The organism is Streptomyces sp. NPDC015032, from assembly GCF_043080425.1.
Lineage (GTDB): Bacteria > Actinomycetota > Actinomycetes > Streptomycetales > Streptomycetaceae > Streptomyces.
This window is the reverse complement of the sequence record NZ_JBIBVN010000042.1, coordinates 41,483-59,049: the sequence shown is the minus strand read 5'-3', so window position 1 is coordinate 59,049 and position 17,567 is coordinate 41,483. Positions and strand designations below refer to the sequence as shown.

General features: G+C 69.9%; 18 protein-coding genes. 7 read left to right on the top strand and 11 right to left on the bottom strand.

The genetic code is table 11. The features are described 5' to 3' along the window. Window positions 1-222: 222 nt before the first annotated feature. A complete protein-coding gene (locus ACF08M_RS35400) occupies window positions 223-1,299 on the bottom strand; it encodes a hypothetical protein (RefSeq protein WP_392189388.1) in 1,077 nt (358 codons plus the stop codon). A gap of 113 nt (window positions 1,300-1,412) precedes the next feature. Here ACF08M_RS35400 and ACF08M_RS35395 point away from each other — a divergent pair, with 113 nt between their 5' ends. Further along, a complete protein-coding gene (locus tag ACF08M_RS35395) occupies window positions 1,413-1,595 on the top strand; it encodes a hypothetical protein (protein ID WP_392189387.1) in 183 nt (60 codons plus the stop codon). Between the two features lie 74 nt (window positions 1,596-1,669). Here the strand turns inward: ACF08M_RS35395 and tpg are convergent, their stop codons facing one another. Both tpg and tap read right to left on the bottom strand, forming a co-directional pair. Beyond that, the gene (gene tpg / locus ACF08M_RS35390) at window positions 1,670-2,227 is read right to left on the bottom strand and encodes a telomere-protecting terminal protein Tpg (protein WP_392189386.1); all 558 of its coding nucleotides are present in this window, start codon (window positions 2,225-2,227) and stop codon (window positions 1,670-1,672) included. A gap of 12 nt (window positions 2,228-2,239) precedes the next feature. Beyond that, window positions 2,240-4,492, bottom strand: a complete 2,253-nt coding sequence (tap, locus tag ACF08M_RS35385; RefSeq protein ID WP_392189385.1) for a telomere-associated protein Tap — start codon at window positions 4,490-4,492, stop codon at window positions 2,240-2,242. Between the two features lie 187 nt (window positions 4,493-4,679). Here tap and ACF08M_RS35380 point away from each other — a divergent pair, with 187 nt between their 5' ends. Continuing rightward, window positions 4,680-6,488: a zeta toxin family protein gene (locus ACF08M_RS35380; RefSeq protein ID WP_392189384.1), complete on the top strand. Its 1,809-nt coding sequence runs from the start codon at window positions 4,680-4,682 to the stop codon at window positions 6,486-6,488. Here ACF08M_RS35380 and ACF08M_RS35375 read toward each other — a convergent pair. Then, complete coding sequence (locus ACF08M_RS35375) at window positions 6,446-6,802, bottom strand: hypothetical protein (protein ID WP_392189383.1); 357 nt, start codon at window positions 6,800-6,802, stop codon at window positions 6,446-6,448. The genes ACF08M_RS35380 and ACF08M_RS35375 overlap by 43 nt on opposite strands. Window positions 6,803-6,895: 93 nt before the next feature. On the opposite strand from ACF08M_RS35375, the gene ACF08M_RS35370 reads away from it, so the two are divergent. After that, a complete protein-coding gene (locus ACF08M_RS35370) occupies window positions 6,896-9,574 on the top strand; it encodes an ATP/GTP-binding protein (RefSeq protein ID WP_392189382.1) in 2,679 nt (892 codons plus the stop codon). Window positions 9,575-9,664: 90 nt separating this feature from the next. On the opposite strand, the gene ACF08M_RS35365 is transcribed toward ACF08M_RS35370, so the two are convergent. Further along, window positions 9,665-9,904 carry a hypothetical protein gene (locus tag ACF08M_RS35365; protein WP_392189381.1) on the bottom strand — a complete coding sequence of 80 codons (240 nt, stop codon included), beginning with the start codon at window positions 9,902-9,904 and terminating at the stop codon, window positions 9,665-9,667. A 170-nt stretch (window positions 9,905-10,074) separates the two neighbouring features. Here ACF08M_RS35365 and ACF08M_RS35360 point away from each other — a divergent pair, with 170 nt between their 5' ends. Further along, complete coding sequence (locus ACF08M_RS35360; RefSeq protein ID WP_392189380.1) at window positions 10,075-10,425, top strand: hypothetical protein; 351 nt, start codon at window positions 10,075-10,077, stop codon at window positions 10,423-10,425. Window positions 10,426-10,427: 2 nt separating this feature from the next. Beyond that, on the top strand, window positions 10,428-10,763 hold the full coding sequence (locus ACF08M_RS35355) for a DUF6233 domain-containing protein (RefSeq protein ID WP_392189379.1): 336 nt from the start codon (window positions 10,428-10,430) through the stop codon (window positions 10,761-10,763). A gap of 44 nt (window positions 10,764-10,807) precedes the next feature. Here the strand turns inward: ACF08M_RS35355 and ACF08M_RS35350 are convergent, their stop codons facing one another. The 3 genes from ACF08M_RS35350 to ACF08M_RS35340 are packed head-to-tail and all read right to left on the bottom strand — an operon-like array spanning window position 10,808 to window position 12,395. Continuing rightward, window positions 10,808-11,674 (bottom strand): hypothetical protein, encoded by an 867-nt coding sequence (locus ACF08M_RS35350; RefSeq protein ID WP_392189378.1) that lies wholly within the window; start codon window positions 11,672-11,674, stop codon window positions 10,808-10,810. Then, window positions 11,671-12,240, bottom strand: coding sequence for an RNA polymerase sigma factor (locus ACF08M_RS35345; RefSeq protein WP_392189377.1), 570 nt, complete (start codon window positions 12,238-12,240; stop codon window positions 11,671-11,673). The genes ACF08M_RS35350 and ACF08M_RS35345 overlap by 4 nt, the downstream gene beginning before the upstream one ends. Next, the gene (locus ACF08M_RS35340; protein WP_392189376.1) at window positions 12,237-12,395 is read right to left on the bottom strand and encodes a hypothetical protein; all 159 of its coding nucleotides are present in this window, start codon (window positions 12,393-12,395) and stop codon (window positions 12,237-12,239) included. The genes ACF08M_RS35345 and ACF08M_RS35340 overlap by 4 nt, the downstream gene beginning before the upstream one ends. Before the next feature lie 651 nt (window positions 12,396-13,046). Between ACF08M_RS35340 and ACF08M_RS35335 the strand changes: the two genes are divergently transcribed. Continuing rightward, window positions 13,047-13,928, top strand: a complete 882-nt coding sequence (locus ACF08M_RS35335; protein ID WP_392189375.1) for a Ku protein — start codon at window positions 13,047-13,049, stop codon at window positions 13,926-13,928. Here the strand turns inward: ACF08M_RS35335 and ACF08M_RS35330 are convergent. Continuing rightward, window positions 13,925-14,209: a hypothetical protein gene (locus tag ACF08M_RS35330; protein ID WP_392189374.1), complete on the bottom strand. Its 285-nt coding sequence runs from the start codon at window positions 14,207-14,209 to the stop codon at window positions 13,925-13,927. The two genes, ACF08M_RS35335 and ACF08M_RS35330, sit on opposite strands and share 4 nt — an antisense overlap. Window positions 14,210-14,442: 233 nt before the next feature. On the opposite strand from ACF08M_RS35330, the gene ACF08M_RS35325 reads away from it, so the two are divergent. Then, window positions 14,443-14,964 (top strand): hypothetical protein, encoded by a 522-nt coding sequence (locus tag ACF08M_RS35325; RefSeq protein ID WP_392189373.1) that lies wholly within the window; start codon window positions 14,443-14,445, stop codon window positions 14,962-14,964. A gap of 225 nt (window positions 14,965-15,189) precedes the next feature. On the opposite strand, the gene ACF08M_RS35320 is transcribed toward ACF08M_RS35325, so the two are convergent. Together ACF08M_RS35320 and casA are read right to left on the bottom strand one after the other, a co-directional pair. Beyond that, complete coding sequence (locus ACF08M_RS35320; protein WP_392189372.1) at window positions 15,190-16,044, bottom strand: helix-turn-helix domain-containing protein; 855 nt, start codon at window positions 16,042-16,044, stop codon at window positions 15,190-15,192. A 36-nt stretch (window positions 16,045-16,080) separates the two neighbouring features. Continuing rightward, complete coding sequence (casA, locus tag ACF08M_RS35315; RefSeq protein ID WP_392189371.1) at window positions 16,081-17,562, bottom strand: type I-E CRISPR-associated protein Cse1/CasA; 1,482 nt, start codon at window positions 17,560-17,562, stop codon at window positions 16,081-16,083. Window positions 17,563-17,567: the final 5 nt, after the last annotated feature.

Sequence of the window (17,567 nt, the reverse complement as noted above, 5' to 3'; positions counted from 1 at the left end):
AGGCTGCCTCCCGCTTCACCTCGCCGCTACGACGGCGAAGCGACGGTGGTCTTCCACCTCCGTCCGAAACAACAGCGCCTCGTGGCGCACTGACAGGGTTCTTACCGGCACCCCGTGTTCGCCCAGCGCGTCAACCACCCGGGGAACGCCGCGAACGACTTCCTGGCCCAGGCACTGCGCGAGGCTCTGTGACCATCGCACTGCCCGTATAGCCGGACTCGTTCACCCGGCAGTCTGGGACGCAAGGGCCCTGTCGCAGAACTCGCTTATGAACCCCTGCAACCTATCCAGGGAGTCCATCGTGTCCGCGCCGTTGTCGATCGGGCCATAGCTCAGTTGGAGGTACACCGCTCCTACCAGAGACTGCATTCGGACGTACTTGCCGTTCTCGGAGGGTATCGGACCCGTTCTGTCGAAGGTGATGGCGGTGCTCTTGTCTCCGCACGGTGGCATAGAGATGTGTGTGGCCTCGGGATGCTCTTGCTTGAAGTACCTCAGCCCTTCGTCGTAGAAAGTAACAACCGACGGGAAATCTGCACACGAGGACGTGATGTAGGCCGCCTGAAGGCTGCCGCCGTTCCTCTCCGGGTACTCGTAGATAGCTGTGCCGCGAGTACAGCGTTTGGTCTCTTCTGGGCGGAATCCGTTTCGCTTGCTGAAGCTTGTCCATCCCGCTGGCATGTCCTCAAGGTCGGGGACCACGGTGGCGACTTCGGACTCGCTCAGCGCACGAGGTTCGATGGTTGCCTGGCCGCTGGTTCCGTCAGTGGCCGAGTTTCCGCGTGCGTCGGGCGTCGCGGCCGTGGGGCCGTGGCTGCTTGGCGGGGAGTCGTCGGTTAGAACCTGCTTTGAGCCGTAGATGGCGAGGGCGATCACACCGACGACCACCAGCACAGCCAGCGCGAGTGCCACCATGCCGGCCGCCGAAGTCGGTTTCGTAAAGTTCAGGGTTCCGTTGCCGACGAGTATCGGAGCGTCTCCTCGTATCCGGCTGCGGTCGATGTGGACGCCGTCCGTCACACTCGGCTCGTTTAGGCGAACCGTCAATGCTCGATACAGCTGTGGGTCGGAGCCGACTTCCTCGGCAAGCACCGCTGACGCCGCTGCCTGGGACTCGGGGGAACCGTCGGATTCCTCCAGGTCCGCTAAAGCGGTCCGGCCTCGACTCGACGCCCCCAGTCGATCGCGTACGACCTGCGCGATTGCTGCACCGGTCTGCTCGCCTACCGTGCTTGCTGTCCCCGTGATGGCTGCGGCCACTACTGCAACGGCAGCCGCCGCGACTTCACTGGCCTCCATTACGCCCCCCGCACAGGCATTTGAACGCTTGTCCTACGCTCAGCATCATGTCAGCGGCGGAGTCGTCGGCGCTGAACTTAGTTGCAATATCGCGTAGTTGTCGACCGGGGGCCATGATCTACAACGCCCTGCTGTGCTGCCTGCTACACGCCGCCGGACGTCGAGGCCGCCGCTTTGCCATGGGGCAGCAGAAGGTCATCGGCCCGCAGGGCGGGTGCGTCGGCATCGGTGAGGCAGAGGCCCTGATCGCCATCGCTGCCAGCCTCCTTCGCGCACTTCCCGCGTCCAGCATCTAGCGGCCCGACGGACGTGGTGCGAGCGAGCCCGGACCGCATCGGTCCGGGCTCGCGGGCTGTTCGGGGCGCGGCTGCTACAGGTCGAACTCGAGGTGCTCGATGTCCGTGAACCGGACCTCTTCCAGGCTTCCGGCGCGGCGGCCGCCGTCCTGGAAGTACACCTCCTTGAGTGCTTCGGCCGCGATCTCCTGAAGGCGGGCGTCGCTGGCGCCGGCCTCCTGGGCCTCGAAGAGGCGGGCGGCGTAGACGGGCGGCAGAGCGACGGTCAGGTGCCGGATGCGGTCCTGGTCCGTCGATCCGATCGGCGCGGTGTAGCCCATGCGGGCCCGGGTGTCGATGACGATGCCGCCCGTGCTCGCCGCCTTGGCCTTGGCCTTCGCCCGAATCTGCGGCTGCCACCTCTTCTTTACCTCGCGCTCCAGGCGCGCGGCGAGGTCCGGGCGGGGCTTCTTGATCTGGTCCTTCACGTACCGCTCGACGGTGCGCTGGGAGACCCGCAGCATCTGGGCGACCGGCTTGGTGCCGCCCAGCTGCTTGACCAGGTACCGCATCTGCGGGCCCGCGTTCTTCGGTGCCGGGCGGGTGAACGCCTTCTGCACCGCGGCGTCCAGGCCGTCCCCGATCAGGCTCATTGTCGCCTTCTCCTACTCTCCGTTGTCGACATCGGTGACGGTGCCGTCCTTGATGGACCGGGCGAGGTTGAGCTCCGGGGCGTTGAACCGCTCGCGGACTTCCTCGCCCCACAGGACGGACTGGGTGCCTTCGTGCTTGACCAGGCCGGGGTTGATGCCGAGCTTGAATCCGCCAGGCAGTGGCTTGCCCTCCCGGTAGGGCAGGAAGTCCAACGGCGAGGGCCCGTTGGCCGCGTAGACGACGCAGTCGGACAGGATCGCGATCGGGTACTGCCCGGTGAACGCCGCATGCTTGACGATCTTGCGGTGCAGGTTGATCCGGGTGCGGGAGATGACCGCCGCCCGGATGTCCGGCCGCCACGTCGGGCGCTCCAGGGCGCGCCACCGCTCGCCCGGCCGCCAGCCCTCGCCCCGGGGCCGCTCGCGCAGCTTGCCGATGCCGCCCTTGACCGTCGCCTTGATCGCCGAGACGACGATTCCCAGCTCCGGGTCGCGCTCCTTGTAGCCGTCCATCGCCGCAAGGAAGTCCTCCGGCGACAGGTCGGCGTCGACGCCGAGGTCGGCCATCGTGGCGAGGTAGGCGTCACGCAGCCGCTGGTACCAGCCGTCCAGGTAGCGGCCGTTGTCGTACCGGACCCACGCCTCGATCGGCGCGACGTCGTAGCCGAGCTCCTGGGCGTAGGCGACGGTCGGCGTCGCGTACCAGGCCGGGCCCGTGGGGCGGTCGCCCTTCGGCGTGAACGGGGAGGGCAGCAGCGAGCCGTCCAGCTCCACCCACTCCTTGCCGACCTTCACCTTCGACAGGTCGACGTGGGACAGGTCGACCAGCCACGAGCCGGGCAGCTTCGGGTCGAACTCCGGGTTCTTGACGTGCGTCGGCTCACCGAGGCCGACGTTCAGCCCGTTCGCGCCGGCGGCGAAGGCCATGTTCACGTCCAGGCCGACCAGGTAGCGCAGGGTGCACTCGGCATCGGTCATCGGCCGTGCCCAGTCGTACGCCTCCTCGAACAGCTTCTCCGCAGGTCCCCGCACGTGGAAGCGCGGCAGATCCAGCGCAGTGACCACCGGGTGCCCGTCCGGGGCCTCGCACGGCGCGCAGTCCACCGGGTCGCTGCCCAGCGACCCGGGCGTCTTGGTCTCGGCCTGCCGCAGGACGCCGGTCTCCTCATCCCGCACGGCGTGGGTCGGCGGGTGCAACGCGGTCATCAGCTCCAGGCCGGTGACGGCGGTGGAGCCGCGCGGCGTCATCACCCGCGACGCGTAGACGCCCAGGACGCGGGCGAGCTCCGCCGGCGGAAGCTGCGCGGCGTCGCCCCAGAACCGGGCGTCCAGCGCGTTCCACGACGGGATGCACAGCTGCACGCACTGGCGCTCCGAACCCCTGGCCGGACGGTAGATCCGCGCCCACGGTCCGAACCCGCGCTTGGTCAGCTTCCAGTCAGCGCGCACCAACTGCTTGATGACCTTGTGACCCTCCGGAATCCGACCGGCGTCCTTCTCCTCCGCCGTGAACGAGACCGGGAGGCCGTAGCGCTCCAGAGCGGCCTCGGTGAGCACGAGCAGCGGGTCGGCCGGCCGTCCCGGGCCGGACAGCTTCGGCTGCCCGAGCTTCGCCTCCTTGAGCGTCCAGCCCACCAGCGACGGCAGGGACTTGGCGGGCACGTCCAGGACCAGGCCGCCGACGCAGTACGCCGTCACCTTCCCGTCCTCGACGTCGACGACCGCCAACGGCCCGTTCTCGAACCTCGGGTCGGCGCCGCCCGCCGCGGTGTTCGCCGGGGCCGCCTTCTTCACACCCGGGCGGCGCGACGTCGACGACGTCGGCCTGGTGGTGCGCGCCGGACGCGGCGCAGCCGCCGGAGCAGCGGCGACGGGAGCGGGGCTGGTCTGGGTGTTCTCGGATGCAGTCATGGCCGCAGCCTCGGGCGCCCGCCCTGTGGACAGAGTCCGTGCTTCCGGAGCCGGGGCGGGCGCGGCGGTGAACGTGGCCGGCACCGCAGCGTCCTGGACGGGCGAGGCCGCGTCGGCGGGGTAGAGCTCCGCGAGCTTGTCCAGCAGCCGGGCATACGCGTCGCGCTCCGGCGGGCGGGGCTCGGTCTTGCCGGACTCCCACCCGCTGACCGTGGCCCGCCGCACCTTCAGCGCGCCTGCCACCTCGTCAATCGTCAGACCGTGCGCGGCACGCAGCCGCTTGCGCTCCGCCGGCGGCGGCAGCGTGGCGCGGGACGCGACCAGCGCGTCGACCGCGTCGAACAACTCGGACATGGGTTACCTCCTGACCAGCACCCTACCCCATGAAACGTACAATGCGCATACTTTCACCGTACAAATCGCGCACGTTTTGCGATCACGGGTGCTAGGGTGGGCGATCGATGAGGGCAATACCGAACGGCCCGCAGGGGCGCGCTCTCGCAACCACGGCCAGGAGACGTCAGTGAAGGAGTGCGGCGAGTTGTCCGCCAAGATGATCGTGTCGGAGTTGACGGCGGACGCGGTGTCGCAGGAACACCCGGTGGCTGTGTTCGTGGCCGGGCAAGCCGGCAGCGGCAAGACGCTCGTGATGGACCTGGTACACGGAGCCCTGGAGCAGCGGGGCGGTGCGGTGCGGGTGGAACGGGACGCCTACAAGGCCGCTCACCCCGGCTACTCCGGCTTCCTGGCGGAGGACGTACGGACGGCCGGGGTGCGGGTGCGGCCGGAGACGTACGCCTGGCAGGCCGAGGTCGAAGCCCGCGCCCGGGCGTGCCGGCACGACGTCGTGGCGGAGGAAGCCCTGGCCGACCCGGCCGGGTGGCTGGCCTCGGTGGCGGCCTACCGCGCGGCCGGCTACCGGATCGAAGTGGTGGCCCTGGCAGTACCGGAGGCCGTGTCCCAGCTCGGTGTGCTGGACCGGTACCTGCGGCTCGCCGAGGAAGGCCGGGCGCGGTACGTGGGGTGGGACAACCACGACGCCTGCGCGGCGGCGCTGCCCACGGCCCTGGCCGAGATCGAGGCCGGGCGCCTGGCCGACCGTGTCGTCGTCGTGCGGCGCGCGGGTGAGGTCCTGTACGCCAACGAAGTCACCCCCGACGGCCGGTGGCTCCGCCCGGTCGGGGCCCGGGAGGCGTTGCTGGCCGAGCGGTTACGCCCGTGGGACGCGGCGGAGACCGGTGTTTTCCGCCGCCAGCTCGCCGATGCCGACCGGCGTGCGCACGATCCCCGGCTGCCCGAGGACTGGGCCCTGGCAGTGCGACGCGACGGCGAGCGTGCCGCCGCCCTGGCCGAGCCGCTGCGGCGTACTGCGCAGGCGAGGAGGGAGGCGCCGGGCGTTGACTACCACCGCCTTTCCGCCGAGGAGCACCGGTGGATCTGGGACGTGCTGATCGCGCCATCGCTCCTGGAGGGCATCACGCCGCAGGAGCGACCGGTCGCGGTATACGTCATGGGCCAGCCCGGCTCCGGCAAGACCAGTCAGGCACAGGTGCTGCGCCGGGCCCTGCGCGGCCGGCCCGCGCGGATCAGCGGCGACGACTTCAAAGCGATGCACCCGGACTACTACAACCTGCTGCGCGAGGAGCCGCGTACGGCCGGGGACCGGATCCGGGCGGACTACCGGGCCTGGCAGGCGATGGCCGAAGCGGCCCTACGAGAACGGCGCGGGGACGTGACCATCGAGATCGCCCCCGGCAGCCCGGCCGCCTTCGTGGAAAGCGCGATGGCCTACCGGCGGGCGGGCTACCGGGTGGAACTGGTGGTGCTGGCCGTACGGGCGGCCGACTCCCGGCAGGGCACCGCAGTGCGCTGCGCCGACGTCAACCGGCTGGGCGGTCACGGCCGGTTCACCACCGCCTCCGGGCACGACCGGCACCTCGCCGTGCTCGCCGACGCGGTTGCCGCGGCCGAGCAGGAACCGGTGGCCGACTCCGTCATGGTGTGGCGGCGCGACGGCACCGTCCTCTACCGCAACGACCGCACCCCTCAAGGCTCCTGGTCACGGCCGAGAGCCGCAGCTAACGTGCTGCTCGCCGAGCAGACCCGCCCCTACACCTCCCAGGAGGCGGCACGCTTCTGGGCCCTCCAGCGCCGCCTGCGCACCGAGCTCCCGCACTACCGCCACGACCTGGAGCAGATATCCCGCCTGGCGCGAGCGCTGATGCCCGCCCACCTCCAGCCGCGGAGACTGACCGGCCCCACGCCCGTGGCCGCCCTCCCCCTCCCCAGGGCCCGCAACGACGCCGGCTACGGGCCAGCGGCCTCCAGCTCCTTCAGCCGGGCCGCGTAGAGAGCGGTGATACGGGATGCCTCCTGCGTGTCGGCATCCCCCAGCCGCGCCCGGTCCTGCACGCACTCCTGCTGCCGGGCGAGCAAGTGCTCCAGCCGCTCCGGGTCGGGGTGGGAGGAACGGCGCTCCGCCAGGAGTTCACGCGTGTACCAGGCCATCACCTCCCTCACCACATCAGCGGGGACCTGCGGGCCGACCGCATCGGCCGGCTCGGAGGAACTGGAGGGGTCTGCCGGATCGTGCACGAGAACCAACTTCTTCCACGGGAAGACGACAAAAGGATCATTGTTGAGCGCCGCCGGTATTCCGTCCATTACCCGGCGTGGGCCGGACGTGCCCGCCACAGTGCCCGCCCGCGGCTGCCGGCGGCATAGGTTGGGGCTGAGACGATCACCTGTGGGGGGACCATGGCCGACAACTTGCGTGCGCTGTTCAGCTCCAACGACCCGTCGGCGTTCGACGTCGCGGAGGCGTTCACCGACCGGCACAGCCAGTGGGTCCTGGTGGCCACCGCGCTCGAGGAGCACCTGCGCCACATCGCCGACCGGTCCTTCGACGTGGAGGACCTCGAAGCCCCCCGTCGCAATCTGATCGTCTTCCACGGAGTGGGCGGCGTCGGGAAGTCGACCCTGCTCCGCAAGATCGAGGCAGCCCTCACCGCTGCCGAGCACCGCCCCGAGCAGTGGGGCGCACCCACCTGGACGGACCGGGTGCTGCCCATCCGGATCGACCTTTCCCGGGCGGCGTCGACCGGCTCGGACTTCGAGCGGGTCATTCTGACGATCCGCCTCGCGCTCGCCGGGGCCCTGGACCGCACCGTGCCGTCCTTCGATGTGGCATTGCGCCACTACTGGGAGCACGTCCATCCCGGCGAGCCGCTGGACGAGTACGTCCGGCGTTCCGGGCTGGCGGGCCGCTTCGCCAACATGCTGCCCGGCCAGTTGCAGGCCGGGGTCGGTGAGGTCGCAGCCGCCCTGGCGCTGCCCGGACTGGCCGGCTCGGCGGCCGGCCAGCTCACCTCCGCGCTCGTGTCGGCGCTGCGTGAACGCCAGGAACGTGCCCGGGCCCTGGCCGGCGCGACCCGGACGGCGGCCCTGCTGGAAGCCACCCCGGACTTGGAGGCACTGTCCTACTACCCACACCTGCTGGCCTGGGACCTCAACCAGCTGCCCGCGAAGAAGCGGCTCACGCCGGTGGTGCTGCTGGACACCTTCGAGGACACCGCCGACCGCCACCGGGACTTCGAACGGCTGCTGCAACGCCTGATCTGGCTCCTGCCCAACGTCTTCTTCGTCATCGGCGGCCGCAGCCGCCTGCAGTGGGCCGACCCCGGCCTGCACGGCCAGCTCGACTGGACCGGCCCCGCCGCCTGGCCTGGCCTGGCCGCCGTTCCCTCTTCCCTGGCGGTCCCCCAGCCCCGGACAACCGGCCCCGCCGTCCGGCAGTTCCTGATCGGCGACCTCTCCCCCGAGGACTGCGAGACCCACCTCGCCCGCCGCCTGGTCCAGGACGACCAGCCCCTTATCGGCGCCGACATCCGGGCCTCGATCACCGCCCGCTCCCACGGCCTGCCCCTCCACCTCGACCTCGCCGTCTCCCGCTTCCTGGAGATCCGGCGCACCGGCCGCACCCCCACCGCCGCCGACTTCGACTGCAGCTTCCCCGCGCTCCTCGCCCGCACCCTCTCCGACCTCACCCCAGAGGAACGCCACCTGCTGCGCAGCGTCAGCCTGCTGGACGCGTTCGACCTCGACCTGGCCACGCGAACGGCCGGCCTTGCCCAGCAGGCCCCCGCCCGCCGCCTGGCCGAGCGGCCCCTGGTCACCGAGAATCCGTACGCCCTATGGCCCTACCACCTGCACCGCGCGATCCGCAGCGCCGTACGCGACGACGACCACAGCGACGACCGCTGGACACCGGCTGAATGGCACCGGGCGGCCACCCGCGCCCTGGCCGCCCTCGGCGACCAATGGACGAACACCGCAGCCCTCGCACCCAGCCGCATGCACCTTGTGGCCTGCCTGCGCCAGGGCCTGCGCCTGGCCCGCGACCACCACCTGACCGGCCTCGGCTGGCTCATCGAAGCCGCCTTCGTCTACACCGACGACTCCGTCTGGGAACCCCTCGCCCTGCCCACTCCCACCGCCCCGGTACCGGACACCCCCGCCGACGCCGTGGCCGAGCTCCTCACCGCGATCACCCGCCGCCAGCACGAGCACCGCCAACGCACCGCCGACCGTCTCACCGCCGTCCTGGACACCGGCCTGCTGCCCGCCGAACTGACCGAGATGGCCCTGTACTACCGGGCCAAGGCGTACAAGGACCTCAGCCAGAACGACGCCGCCCGCACCGGCATGCAGCAGGTCGCCGACACCGACGGCCGCCTCGCGCTCAAGGCCCGCCGGGGACTTGCCAACCTGGCCCGCCTCGCCGGCGACTTCCCCACCGCCCTGGCCGCCATCCCCACCCTGGGCTGGAAAGGCCGCCACCACCGCGTCCTCGGCGACATCCACTGGTCCCACGCCGATACCGCCCAGGCCGTCGCCGCCTTCGAAGCCGGCCGCGCCGAAGCCGAGCAGCACAATGCCGTCGGCGAGCGCGCCATGACGCAGGTCCGCCTTGCTCTCGCGCTCTCCTTCGCCGACCCCGGCCGCGCCGGCGACGAGCTCGCTCTCGCCCACCAGCTCCTGGACGGCCTCGATCAGCGCTCCAACACCCTCCTCGCCCAGGTCGTCGCCCTGGTCAAGGACGCCGGAACCGACGGCGCCACCGACCGTGCCCAGGGCCTGCATGCCGACATCGAGGCCGCCGGGCTCCCCTTCCTCCACCGCTTCGTGGAGCTCGCCCTCGCCTTCCACCACGCTGTCCGCGGCGAGGAGCAGGACCTGGCCGCCACTATCAGCCGACTGAGCGAACTCACCGCGACCGGCGACTTCGCCTACTTCACCGACATCGCCCACTTCATGGCCGCCCTGCCCCTGCCGGGGCCCTCGACCACCCGCTGGACCAAGAGCGACGACGACGTCCGCTCCGCATGGCGCGGCCTGGTCCAGGCCCGGCAGGAGCACCTGCTCACTGGAAGCTGACCTGCGCGTGCGCGACGGCCCCGACCAGATGCGCCTGGTCGGGGCCGTCGCCATGTACGGGCAAGAACCGGGCGCCGGGCCCGGAGAAAGTCAGCCGGCGTGGGGGCGCCGACCCACAAGCTGAGTGAGCAGCTCGATGATCTGGGCCTGGTTCCGGTCGATCTTCTTGTCGAGAGCTTCGATCTTCTGGTCCAGGTTGCCGATCTGCAGGCGTACCGCGGTCAGGTCGGACTTGATGATCCCGAACTCGCGGTCGGTCTTCCCCGCGACCTCTTCGAAACGCCGGGTCAGCGCAGCGAGCTCGCTCTGTGCGATGGGGTCCTCAGGCACGCGGCATGCTCCCGCCAGATCATGAAAAACGACAGACATCAGAAGCCTCACGATATCGCGGGCCTCGGAAACCGAGTCGTGAAGGGCCGGACCCGCTGGCCATCGCACGTTCGGGGGATGCGCGGCGCGGCCTTTGACGCCCGAAATTCGAACAGATGTAGCATCTCGGTGTGTCCAAGTACAACTTCCCCCAGGATCTCCGCGCAGCCCAGCTTGCTCTCCTCGAGACCCGCGCCGCATACAAGCAGTACGCCACCACTTTGCCGTGGTCGGCGGAGCCGATGCCCGGCTGGGAAGGGGACAAGCAGCTCCACTCCTCCTACCAGTCCCGCAAGGAGGACTCTCCCGGGTACACGCCGCAGCAGGCCGCGGAAGTGGTGCGGTTCCAGGCGGAACTCCTCCGGCTGAGCATCGAGGTGGCCACACACGAGTACTGGCAGTCGCTGAGCGGCCCGGAACTGGTCGACGCCCGCATGGCGCTGCAGCACGCCCACGAGCCCACCAAGGACGAGGCGGCGTAGTCGTGCCTGGCCTCGAAGCCATATCGGACCTGGACAAGAACCGGGTCCTCGAACAATGGCTGGAGTGGCAGCTGCGGCAGGTTCGCACGCGGATCCGGAGCCTTGAGAGCCAAGAGGCCGAGAGGCTGCGCCAGGCCGAGCAGGTACACGCGGAGCCGTCATGGAAGGTGCACCCGAAACGAGGAGACGCGCCCCCGGTGCTGCACCGGGGCGACTGCGCCGTCTATCCCCGTCCAGGGCAGCGCCTGAACCGCACGGAGGCACGCCTCGCAACCCGTGAGCCGTACATGGTGATGTGCGAGATCTGCACTCCGGAGGCGGACTTCACAGATGAGTAGCCAGCCGTCCGGAGCACGGCCTGCTGCGGCACCTCGGTGGATTGTCACCCCCAGGCCCACGAGCTCCTCATGACGTGACGGCGTGCTCCGGAGATGCCGGGCCCGGTTCTTCTGGGGCGGCGTTGGAGGTGGTTGCGAATGGGGTGGGCGGGGGCTGGCGTGGTGTCGGCGGTCAGGGTTCGGATGCGGTCGGTGAAGTCGGGGTCGGTGATGGGGAGGTCGAAGTCGTCGACGTAGCCGATGGCGGCGGGGACGTAGTCGAGGACAGCGTCGACAGCGGCCGGCATGGGGTCGGGCTCGGCTTTGAGGGCGCCGAGTATACGAAGGACGGTGGGCAGTAGGTTCGCGCTGGTGGACGTGACTTCGGTGAGCGCGGCGGTAACCGCGGCGGGCACGTCGCTTGCGGGCTCGGCGGGAGCGTTGATGATGGTGTCCGTGGCGGGGAGGGACTCTTGGACGAGTTCGGTCTGGTGGCGCCACCACAGCGCCTCGCCCTGTTCTCCGAGCGCCAGGTGGTGGAGGTAGAGGCAGTACGAAGAGGCGGGGTCGCCCGCGCCGGCGGCGTACTGCCACCAGAAGCGGGCGTCTTCCTCGGCTTCGGCGAGCTGCAGTATGCATCCGAGCATGCGTGCGCCGGGCGGTTCGGGCAGGTGCGGCGTGATGAACTCGTCCAGGGTGCGCAGGCCAGTGCGGGTGACTACCGTCTTGCACAGGGTCTGCAGGTTCTGGGCCGCGTGTTGTTCCGGAGTCTCCGGGATGCTCGCCGGTGCGGGAGCGGGGGCTTGACGCGGGACGGTGGGCGCTTGCACTCGTGCGAGGAGCCGGGCTTCGGCGGCGTCGATGTCTTCCTGGCTGTAGGGAGTGGTGACGAGCCGCGCCCGGGAGAGGAACGCCTCGATGTGGGACGTCATCGGAGTCCTTCCGCGGTGTGATCGGGGCCGAGGATCTCGTGAAGGCGGCGCAGGGAATGCCGGACGGTGGAACGGACGGTGGCGCTGGTCATGCCGAGGACGGATGCGACCTCGGGTGCGGAAAGACCGTTGAGGTAGAACATGACCATCACGTCGTGCTGTCGCTCGGTGAGCTGCCGTAAGGCCCTGAAGAGAGCGAGCGTCTCGGTGACCTGGCCCATGGGGTCGACCGCGTCGCGCAGGGCAACGGTGTCGAAAGCGGCGTCGTCGATCAAGGGAGGGCGGCGGTCCCGGGCCCGGGCGTGGTCGATGACCTTGTTCCGCAGGACGGTCCAGGCATAGGCAGCCGGGCTGTCCTTGAGAAGGATCTGGTCCCACCTGCGGTAGATCTGCTCGAACGCGCTGTCGGTCGCTTCTTCGGCGTCGTGCCGGTTGTGCAGGAGGGTCTGCGCGTAGCGGACGTACTCCGGCCGGTTCATCTGATGGAAAGCGGCGAAGGCGAGATCCGGGCGCTGCCTGGCCATCGAGGGCGGAGTGCCGGGATCAGGAGTCCAGTTCGTGGTCACCACACATCCCTTTCCACGTCGCAGCGGCTGATCTCCGACACGCCGGCTTTTACTCCGGCGACCGCGATCCGGCGCAGGAGAGCAACGGCGTCACGGCCGAACACTCGGAACGCTACGGCCAAAGTGAGCAAATCCGCAGCGAGTTGACTGTTCACAGGTGATGGTTCCTTCCTTGGGGCAGGGCCCGCGGACGGGTCCTGGAGTGCACTGTTGCGTGCCTCCACTCACAACGACGTCCGTCGACCCCGACGTGTGCAGCGGCAACCCGAAGAAAGTTACCGAGAGCGAATATCTGGTGACGCATACCAGTTCACCGCCGCCCATCCGGCGGAATTTAGCCACCCTGCGCCACCCTGGACGCCACCCCTCCCAGCAGCGAACACGCAGAACCCCGGCCCAGTAAAGGAAATTTGCGGAAACTCAGCAAACGAAGAGGGAAGCGTAACGTGACCTGCCTCACCCATCCGTCGAGGGCGTCGCGTCACCGACCCGTTGGACGCGGCCGCGGTGAGAACGCCGTCGAACTGGACGAGAGGCGCGCTGGCGGCCGGGACGACCATTCCGCACCATCGTGATCACGATGCCCAGCCCGAGCGGCTCACGACCGTCGCGGCCGCGCGAGCGGCCGGCGCGGCATTACTCGATCTTCTACACGCCGAACCGAGCGCTGAGGGCAGCGAAGGAGGTTGCTGCCGAGGCCGCCCGGCTGTCACCTCTCGCAGCTTCATCCGGGCCGCGAGGATGCGCCGGCCCCGCACCACGACCACGATCGGAATACAGGAAGACCGAACTGGCGGGAGGCCCGCATGCCAGCCACGATCTGGACCGGCGCCATCAGCTTCGGCCTGGTCACGATCCCCGTCCGGGTCTCGGCCGCAACCGAGGACCACGCAGTCCGGTTCCGTCAGGTCCACCTCGCCGACATGGGCCGGATCCGCACCCGGAAGGTCTGCGAAATCGACGGCGAGGTCCTCGGACAGGAAGACATCGGCAAGGGGTACGAACTCCGGGACCAAGTCATCCCTGTCACGGACGAGGAGCTCGACGAGATGCCGCTGCCCACAGCGAGGGCGATCGAGATCGTCGCGTTCGTCGACCGCGCCTCCATCGACCCGGTGAGGATCGGCGACAGCTACTACCTCGCGGCCGCGGGATCCGTCGCCGCCAAGCCGTACACATTGCTCCGCCAGGCCCTGGGGCGGGCCTCGAAGGCGGCCGTCGCGAAGTTCGCCTGGCACGACCGCGAGCGTCTGGGGCTGCTCACCATCCGCGGCGAGGCCCTCGTGCTGCACTCCTTGAGGTGGCCGGACGAAGTGCGCTCCCCTGCCGAGCTCGTCCCGGCGAAGAAGGCAGTCGGCGTGGACGAGGACGAACTCGCCCGGGCGATGGAGCTGATCGACTCGATGACGACCGACGACGTCGGCCAGTTCCGCGATCACTACCGCGACGCGCTGGAAGAACTCATCGAGGCCAAGACCGAGGGCAAGGAGCCGGCGCCGCCGGCCGGGGAGGGACGTGCGGACGCTGGTGTCGTCGATCTGATGGCGGCCCTGAACGCGAGCGTGCAGAAGGCCCGGGAGGCCCGCGGCGAGACCGGCGAGCACGCCGACATCCACGAGATGAAACCCCGCAAGAAGGCGGCGGGGAAGCCCCCGGTGAAGAAGCGGACGAAGCCCAAGCGCGCCTAATCCTCCGAGACCTCCGGCAGGGGGCCGGCCTTCTCGACGGTCGCGGTGTAGGGGGCGTCGTCGGTCGGCGACGTCTCCGTCCAGGGGCTCGTGACGTGCCAGCCGCCCTGCTTCAGGGCCCGGTTGGCGGCGTCGGGGTCGAACGGCTCGTCGGGCCCGGTGCCGGTGCAGTAGCCGAGTGGGCCCTGGGCAGGGTCGTCGATGTAGACGTGCCAGTCGGTGTCGTACTCGGCCCGCGCGGTTAGCGCGGGTGCGGTCGTGGTGGAGGTATCGGGTGCCATACGCGGCACGGTAAGGGCTGGTGAACCTCTGCGGGCGAACTGAGGGATTCGGTCCGGGGCAGGTATACACGGCGGGCGCGCTTGGCGCCATCGCCTGTCAACTGGCCAGGATTTGGCGCAGTGGCTTTGTCCGAGATTCGACAGCGCCACGAAGGGAACGGCGGGGCGAGCACCGAGCCCTGACGTACGTTCACACCTATGACGCGCGCCCTGAGATGCCGGCTGGAGGCCCAGTGAGCGGATGGTGGGGCTACTTGGAGGAACGGATCCGCCGAGAGGTCGATGTCGACGTGCTGCGCGACCGCCGACTGTCGGCGGTCAGGTCCGTCTGGGAGGCGCTGCGCCCGCTGGGGGTGGGCCTGCACGAAGCCGAACGGGTGGTACACGCGCGATACGAGGCCCTGGGCGACCGCGTGCAGCGCACGCCACCCGATCCGCTGGACCTCCCTTCGCTCGCAGCCCGCGCCGCGGCCTTCCCCGGCCGTGTGGCAGCGGTGGAAGCGCTGTGGGACGGCGATACAGCCCACGACTGGTTCGTGCTCCTGATCGCGGTCCTGGACGCCCCGGAGGGGGAGGGCCACCTGGCGACCGTCTACAACCGACCTGACGGCCCTCCTCCTGGCGTCGCTGCCGCCGTGGCCGGCCAGGCGCTGGCCGGCCACCTCAACGTGCCTTTCCACTTCTCGTCTCCGGACGTCCCTGATGACGACGCCCCACGCTGGAGGGCGATCCAACGGTTGGCGGAAGGGCTGTGACTGGAGGACTTGGTCTGCCGCCGCAACACCTCCACCAGGTCCGCGCTGTCCTCCCCGGTCCGGGCTCGTGGCAGGGCGGGAGGAGTGATCGGGCAGCCAGCTCTCGCCGTGCGCGCCAGCGTGCGTACCACTTGGCCAGGCAGCGGCGGGAGATCCCGGTTTCCGCTGCGACGTGCGCGATCGGACGTCTGGAGTCCACGCGCTCACATAATCGGCGACGCGCCTTTACCGGTCAGTGCCGGGCTGGGGGGCTGCCGGCAGTTCGATGCCGCGAACGTACTTGGGAAGCGGGCGCAGCACGATCCAGTTCTTTCCGTACTTGACTGCGGGCAGGGTGCCGTTCTTGCACCACTGGATCACGGTCTGCCTGGTGACGGGTGCGATCTCGGCGATTTCTGCGGTGGTGTATCCGTCGGGAGGGCATTCGTGGCTGCCGCACCGGCACGGCAGCGGTTCGGCGGCTGGCCCCTTCTTGTCCGCCAGTACCTGGTTGAGGATGGCGAGTTCGTCCAGCAGCTCGTCGCGGCGTGCTCGCAGGGCGGCGTGCGAGACGGGCTGGCCGGGGGTCTCCGGCTCGACGATCGTGACGTTCGGGGTGTCCCTCCGGGTGATCTCGGCGATGCCTCGCGGCACGTGGAGGATCTCTACGATGGTGTCGTCGTGCGGGTCCAGGGCGGGGTTCTTGATGGAGCCGCCCCGGCCTGGGAATCCGCCTTGTACGACGGTGACGCCCCAGCCGAGCTGCACACTGCTGTCGCGGTAGGGGCGCAGGGCGATGAGCCGCCCGGCCAGCCACGCCTCCTTGTCCCAGCGCAGGTCGTCGGGTTGCCAGTGCAGGGTGACGAGGTCGCTGTTCTTGTGCAGGGTGCCGTCGGTTCCCCACGTGCTGATGCACAGCTCGCGGACGCGGGCCTCGACGCTGGGGGCGAAGTGCCAGTGCTCGCTGCTGTCGCTCGTTTTGATGAGGATTCCCCCGAGCAGTCGTGCGGCGGCGACGAAGCGCGGGTAGTGAGGTACCCGGACCTCCAGCTGGTAGTTGGAGCGGATCTCCTTGAGGCGGAAGCGGATATCGCTGAGCATGTTGCTCTTCTCCTGTGCCTGGTCTGGGGTGGCGGGTTACTGCGTGCGTGACTGGCGGTACTCGGTCATGAGCTGCTCGCGGCCGCCCTCGAACCGGCAGGGCTGTTCCTCGATCCACGCGTCGGCCGCCTCATAGAAGGCGCGCGCCCAGTTCCTTCTGGCTCCCTCGGGGTCGGTGACGGAGTCCTGGATCATGCGCTGCCAGTCGCGGTCCAGGCCAGGCAGAGCCAGCCGGGCCGCGATGTCAGCTTTCGGGAGGCACAGGATGCGGGAGGCGCACGCGGTCAGGCGCTCGGTCAGAGCGTCGGCGAAGAAGGCCCGGCCGTGCAGGTAGTCGCGGCCTTCTGAGCTGCTGACCTGATGGGCCGTGCCCAGCGGGAAGAGCTCGGTCACGACGCCGGAGACGTTCGAGCGGTGGACGGTTGCGTGCTGGGTCATGGACATCACCGCGCGCACGGAGAGGTCCGCCGGCAGGGTGCCGCGTTCCGCCGCGTCGGCGAGGTGGTCGACCACGGCGCAGTGGGAGCCGCGGATGTGTCGGGTGCGTAGGGTGTGTGCCGCGGCCCACGGCTTGGGCTGTCCCCCGGCGTCCAGCCACCGGTCCTGGGGCACCATGGTCTCGCTGTCGGCGGCGAGCCTCCACACGGTCATCGGGTCGCAGTCCTGTGCCGCGTCGCCGAGGGAGGCACCCGGGGGCAGACGGTCGCCCTCGTGTACCGCGAACCCGGTGACCATGCAGCCGTTGTCCGTGTCCTGGGTGAAGAGGCGGACCCGGCGGGAGGGCCAGGTCAGCCAGTCCAACCGGCCCTGAGCAGGGCGCTGCTGGGCGTGTGCTCCGGGAGAGGGCCGCTCCCACACCGGGGCATCACCGGGGGCGCGGGGGCGCGGGGGCAGGTTCAGCAGCAGGGTGTCCTTGAGCGTGGCCCCTTCGAGATGCAGGTGGGTCAGCTGGCCGAGCATTCCCGGCTTCGCTCCGTACACCTTGCCGCTCTTGGCCGTGGGGTCGCCGGGTGCGGCCGTCTTGATTCCGGCGACGTCGTAGGCAAGTAACACGAGCAGGTGCCGGGCGGCCTGCGCGGGCGTCCAGTCGGGGTGGTCCTCCGGGCTGGCGGAGAACGCGAACATCCTGAAGCTGTTCTCCCCGCCGAGCGCGCCCGGCGAGAGCTGGGAGGCATCCCGGTTGGGGGTGTTCAGGGCGGCGCACTGGAAGGCGGGCTGCTGAGGGTCGAACAAGTCCAGGTGACCGGCCCAGGTGTGCATGTAGGCGGTGACCGTGTCGGTGTCCAGGGTCTCGGACCGCCACAGCGTGTCCCACTCCTCCTGGGTGGCCGGGCCGCAGGCCGCATCGAGGGCCGCGGCCAGCAGCCGCAGCAGCACGATGCCGTCCTCGCCGCTCGCCGGCAGGACGAGCCGGTGCGCGCGGACCAGGGCCTCGGTCATGCCGACCTCGCGGACGCTGTGCGCGTCGCGGTCCCAGACCGGAATCCATCCGCTGGTGGTCAGGGGGAAGGCATTCATCTGCG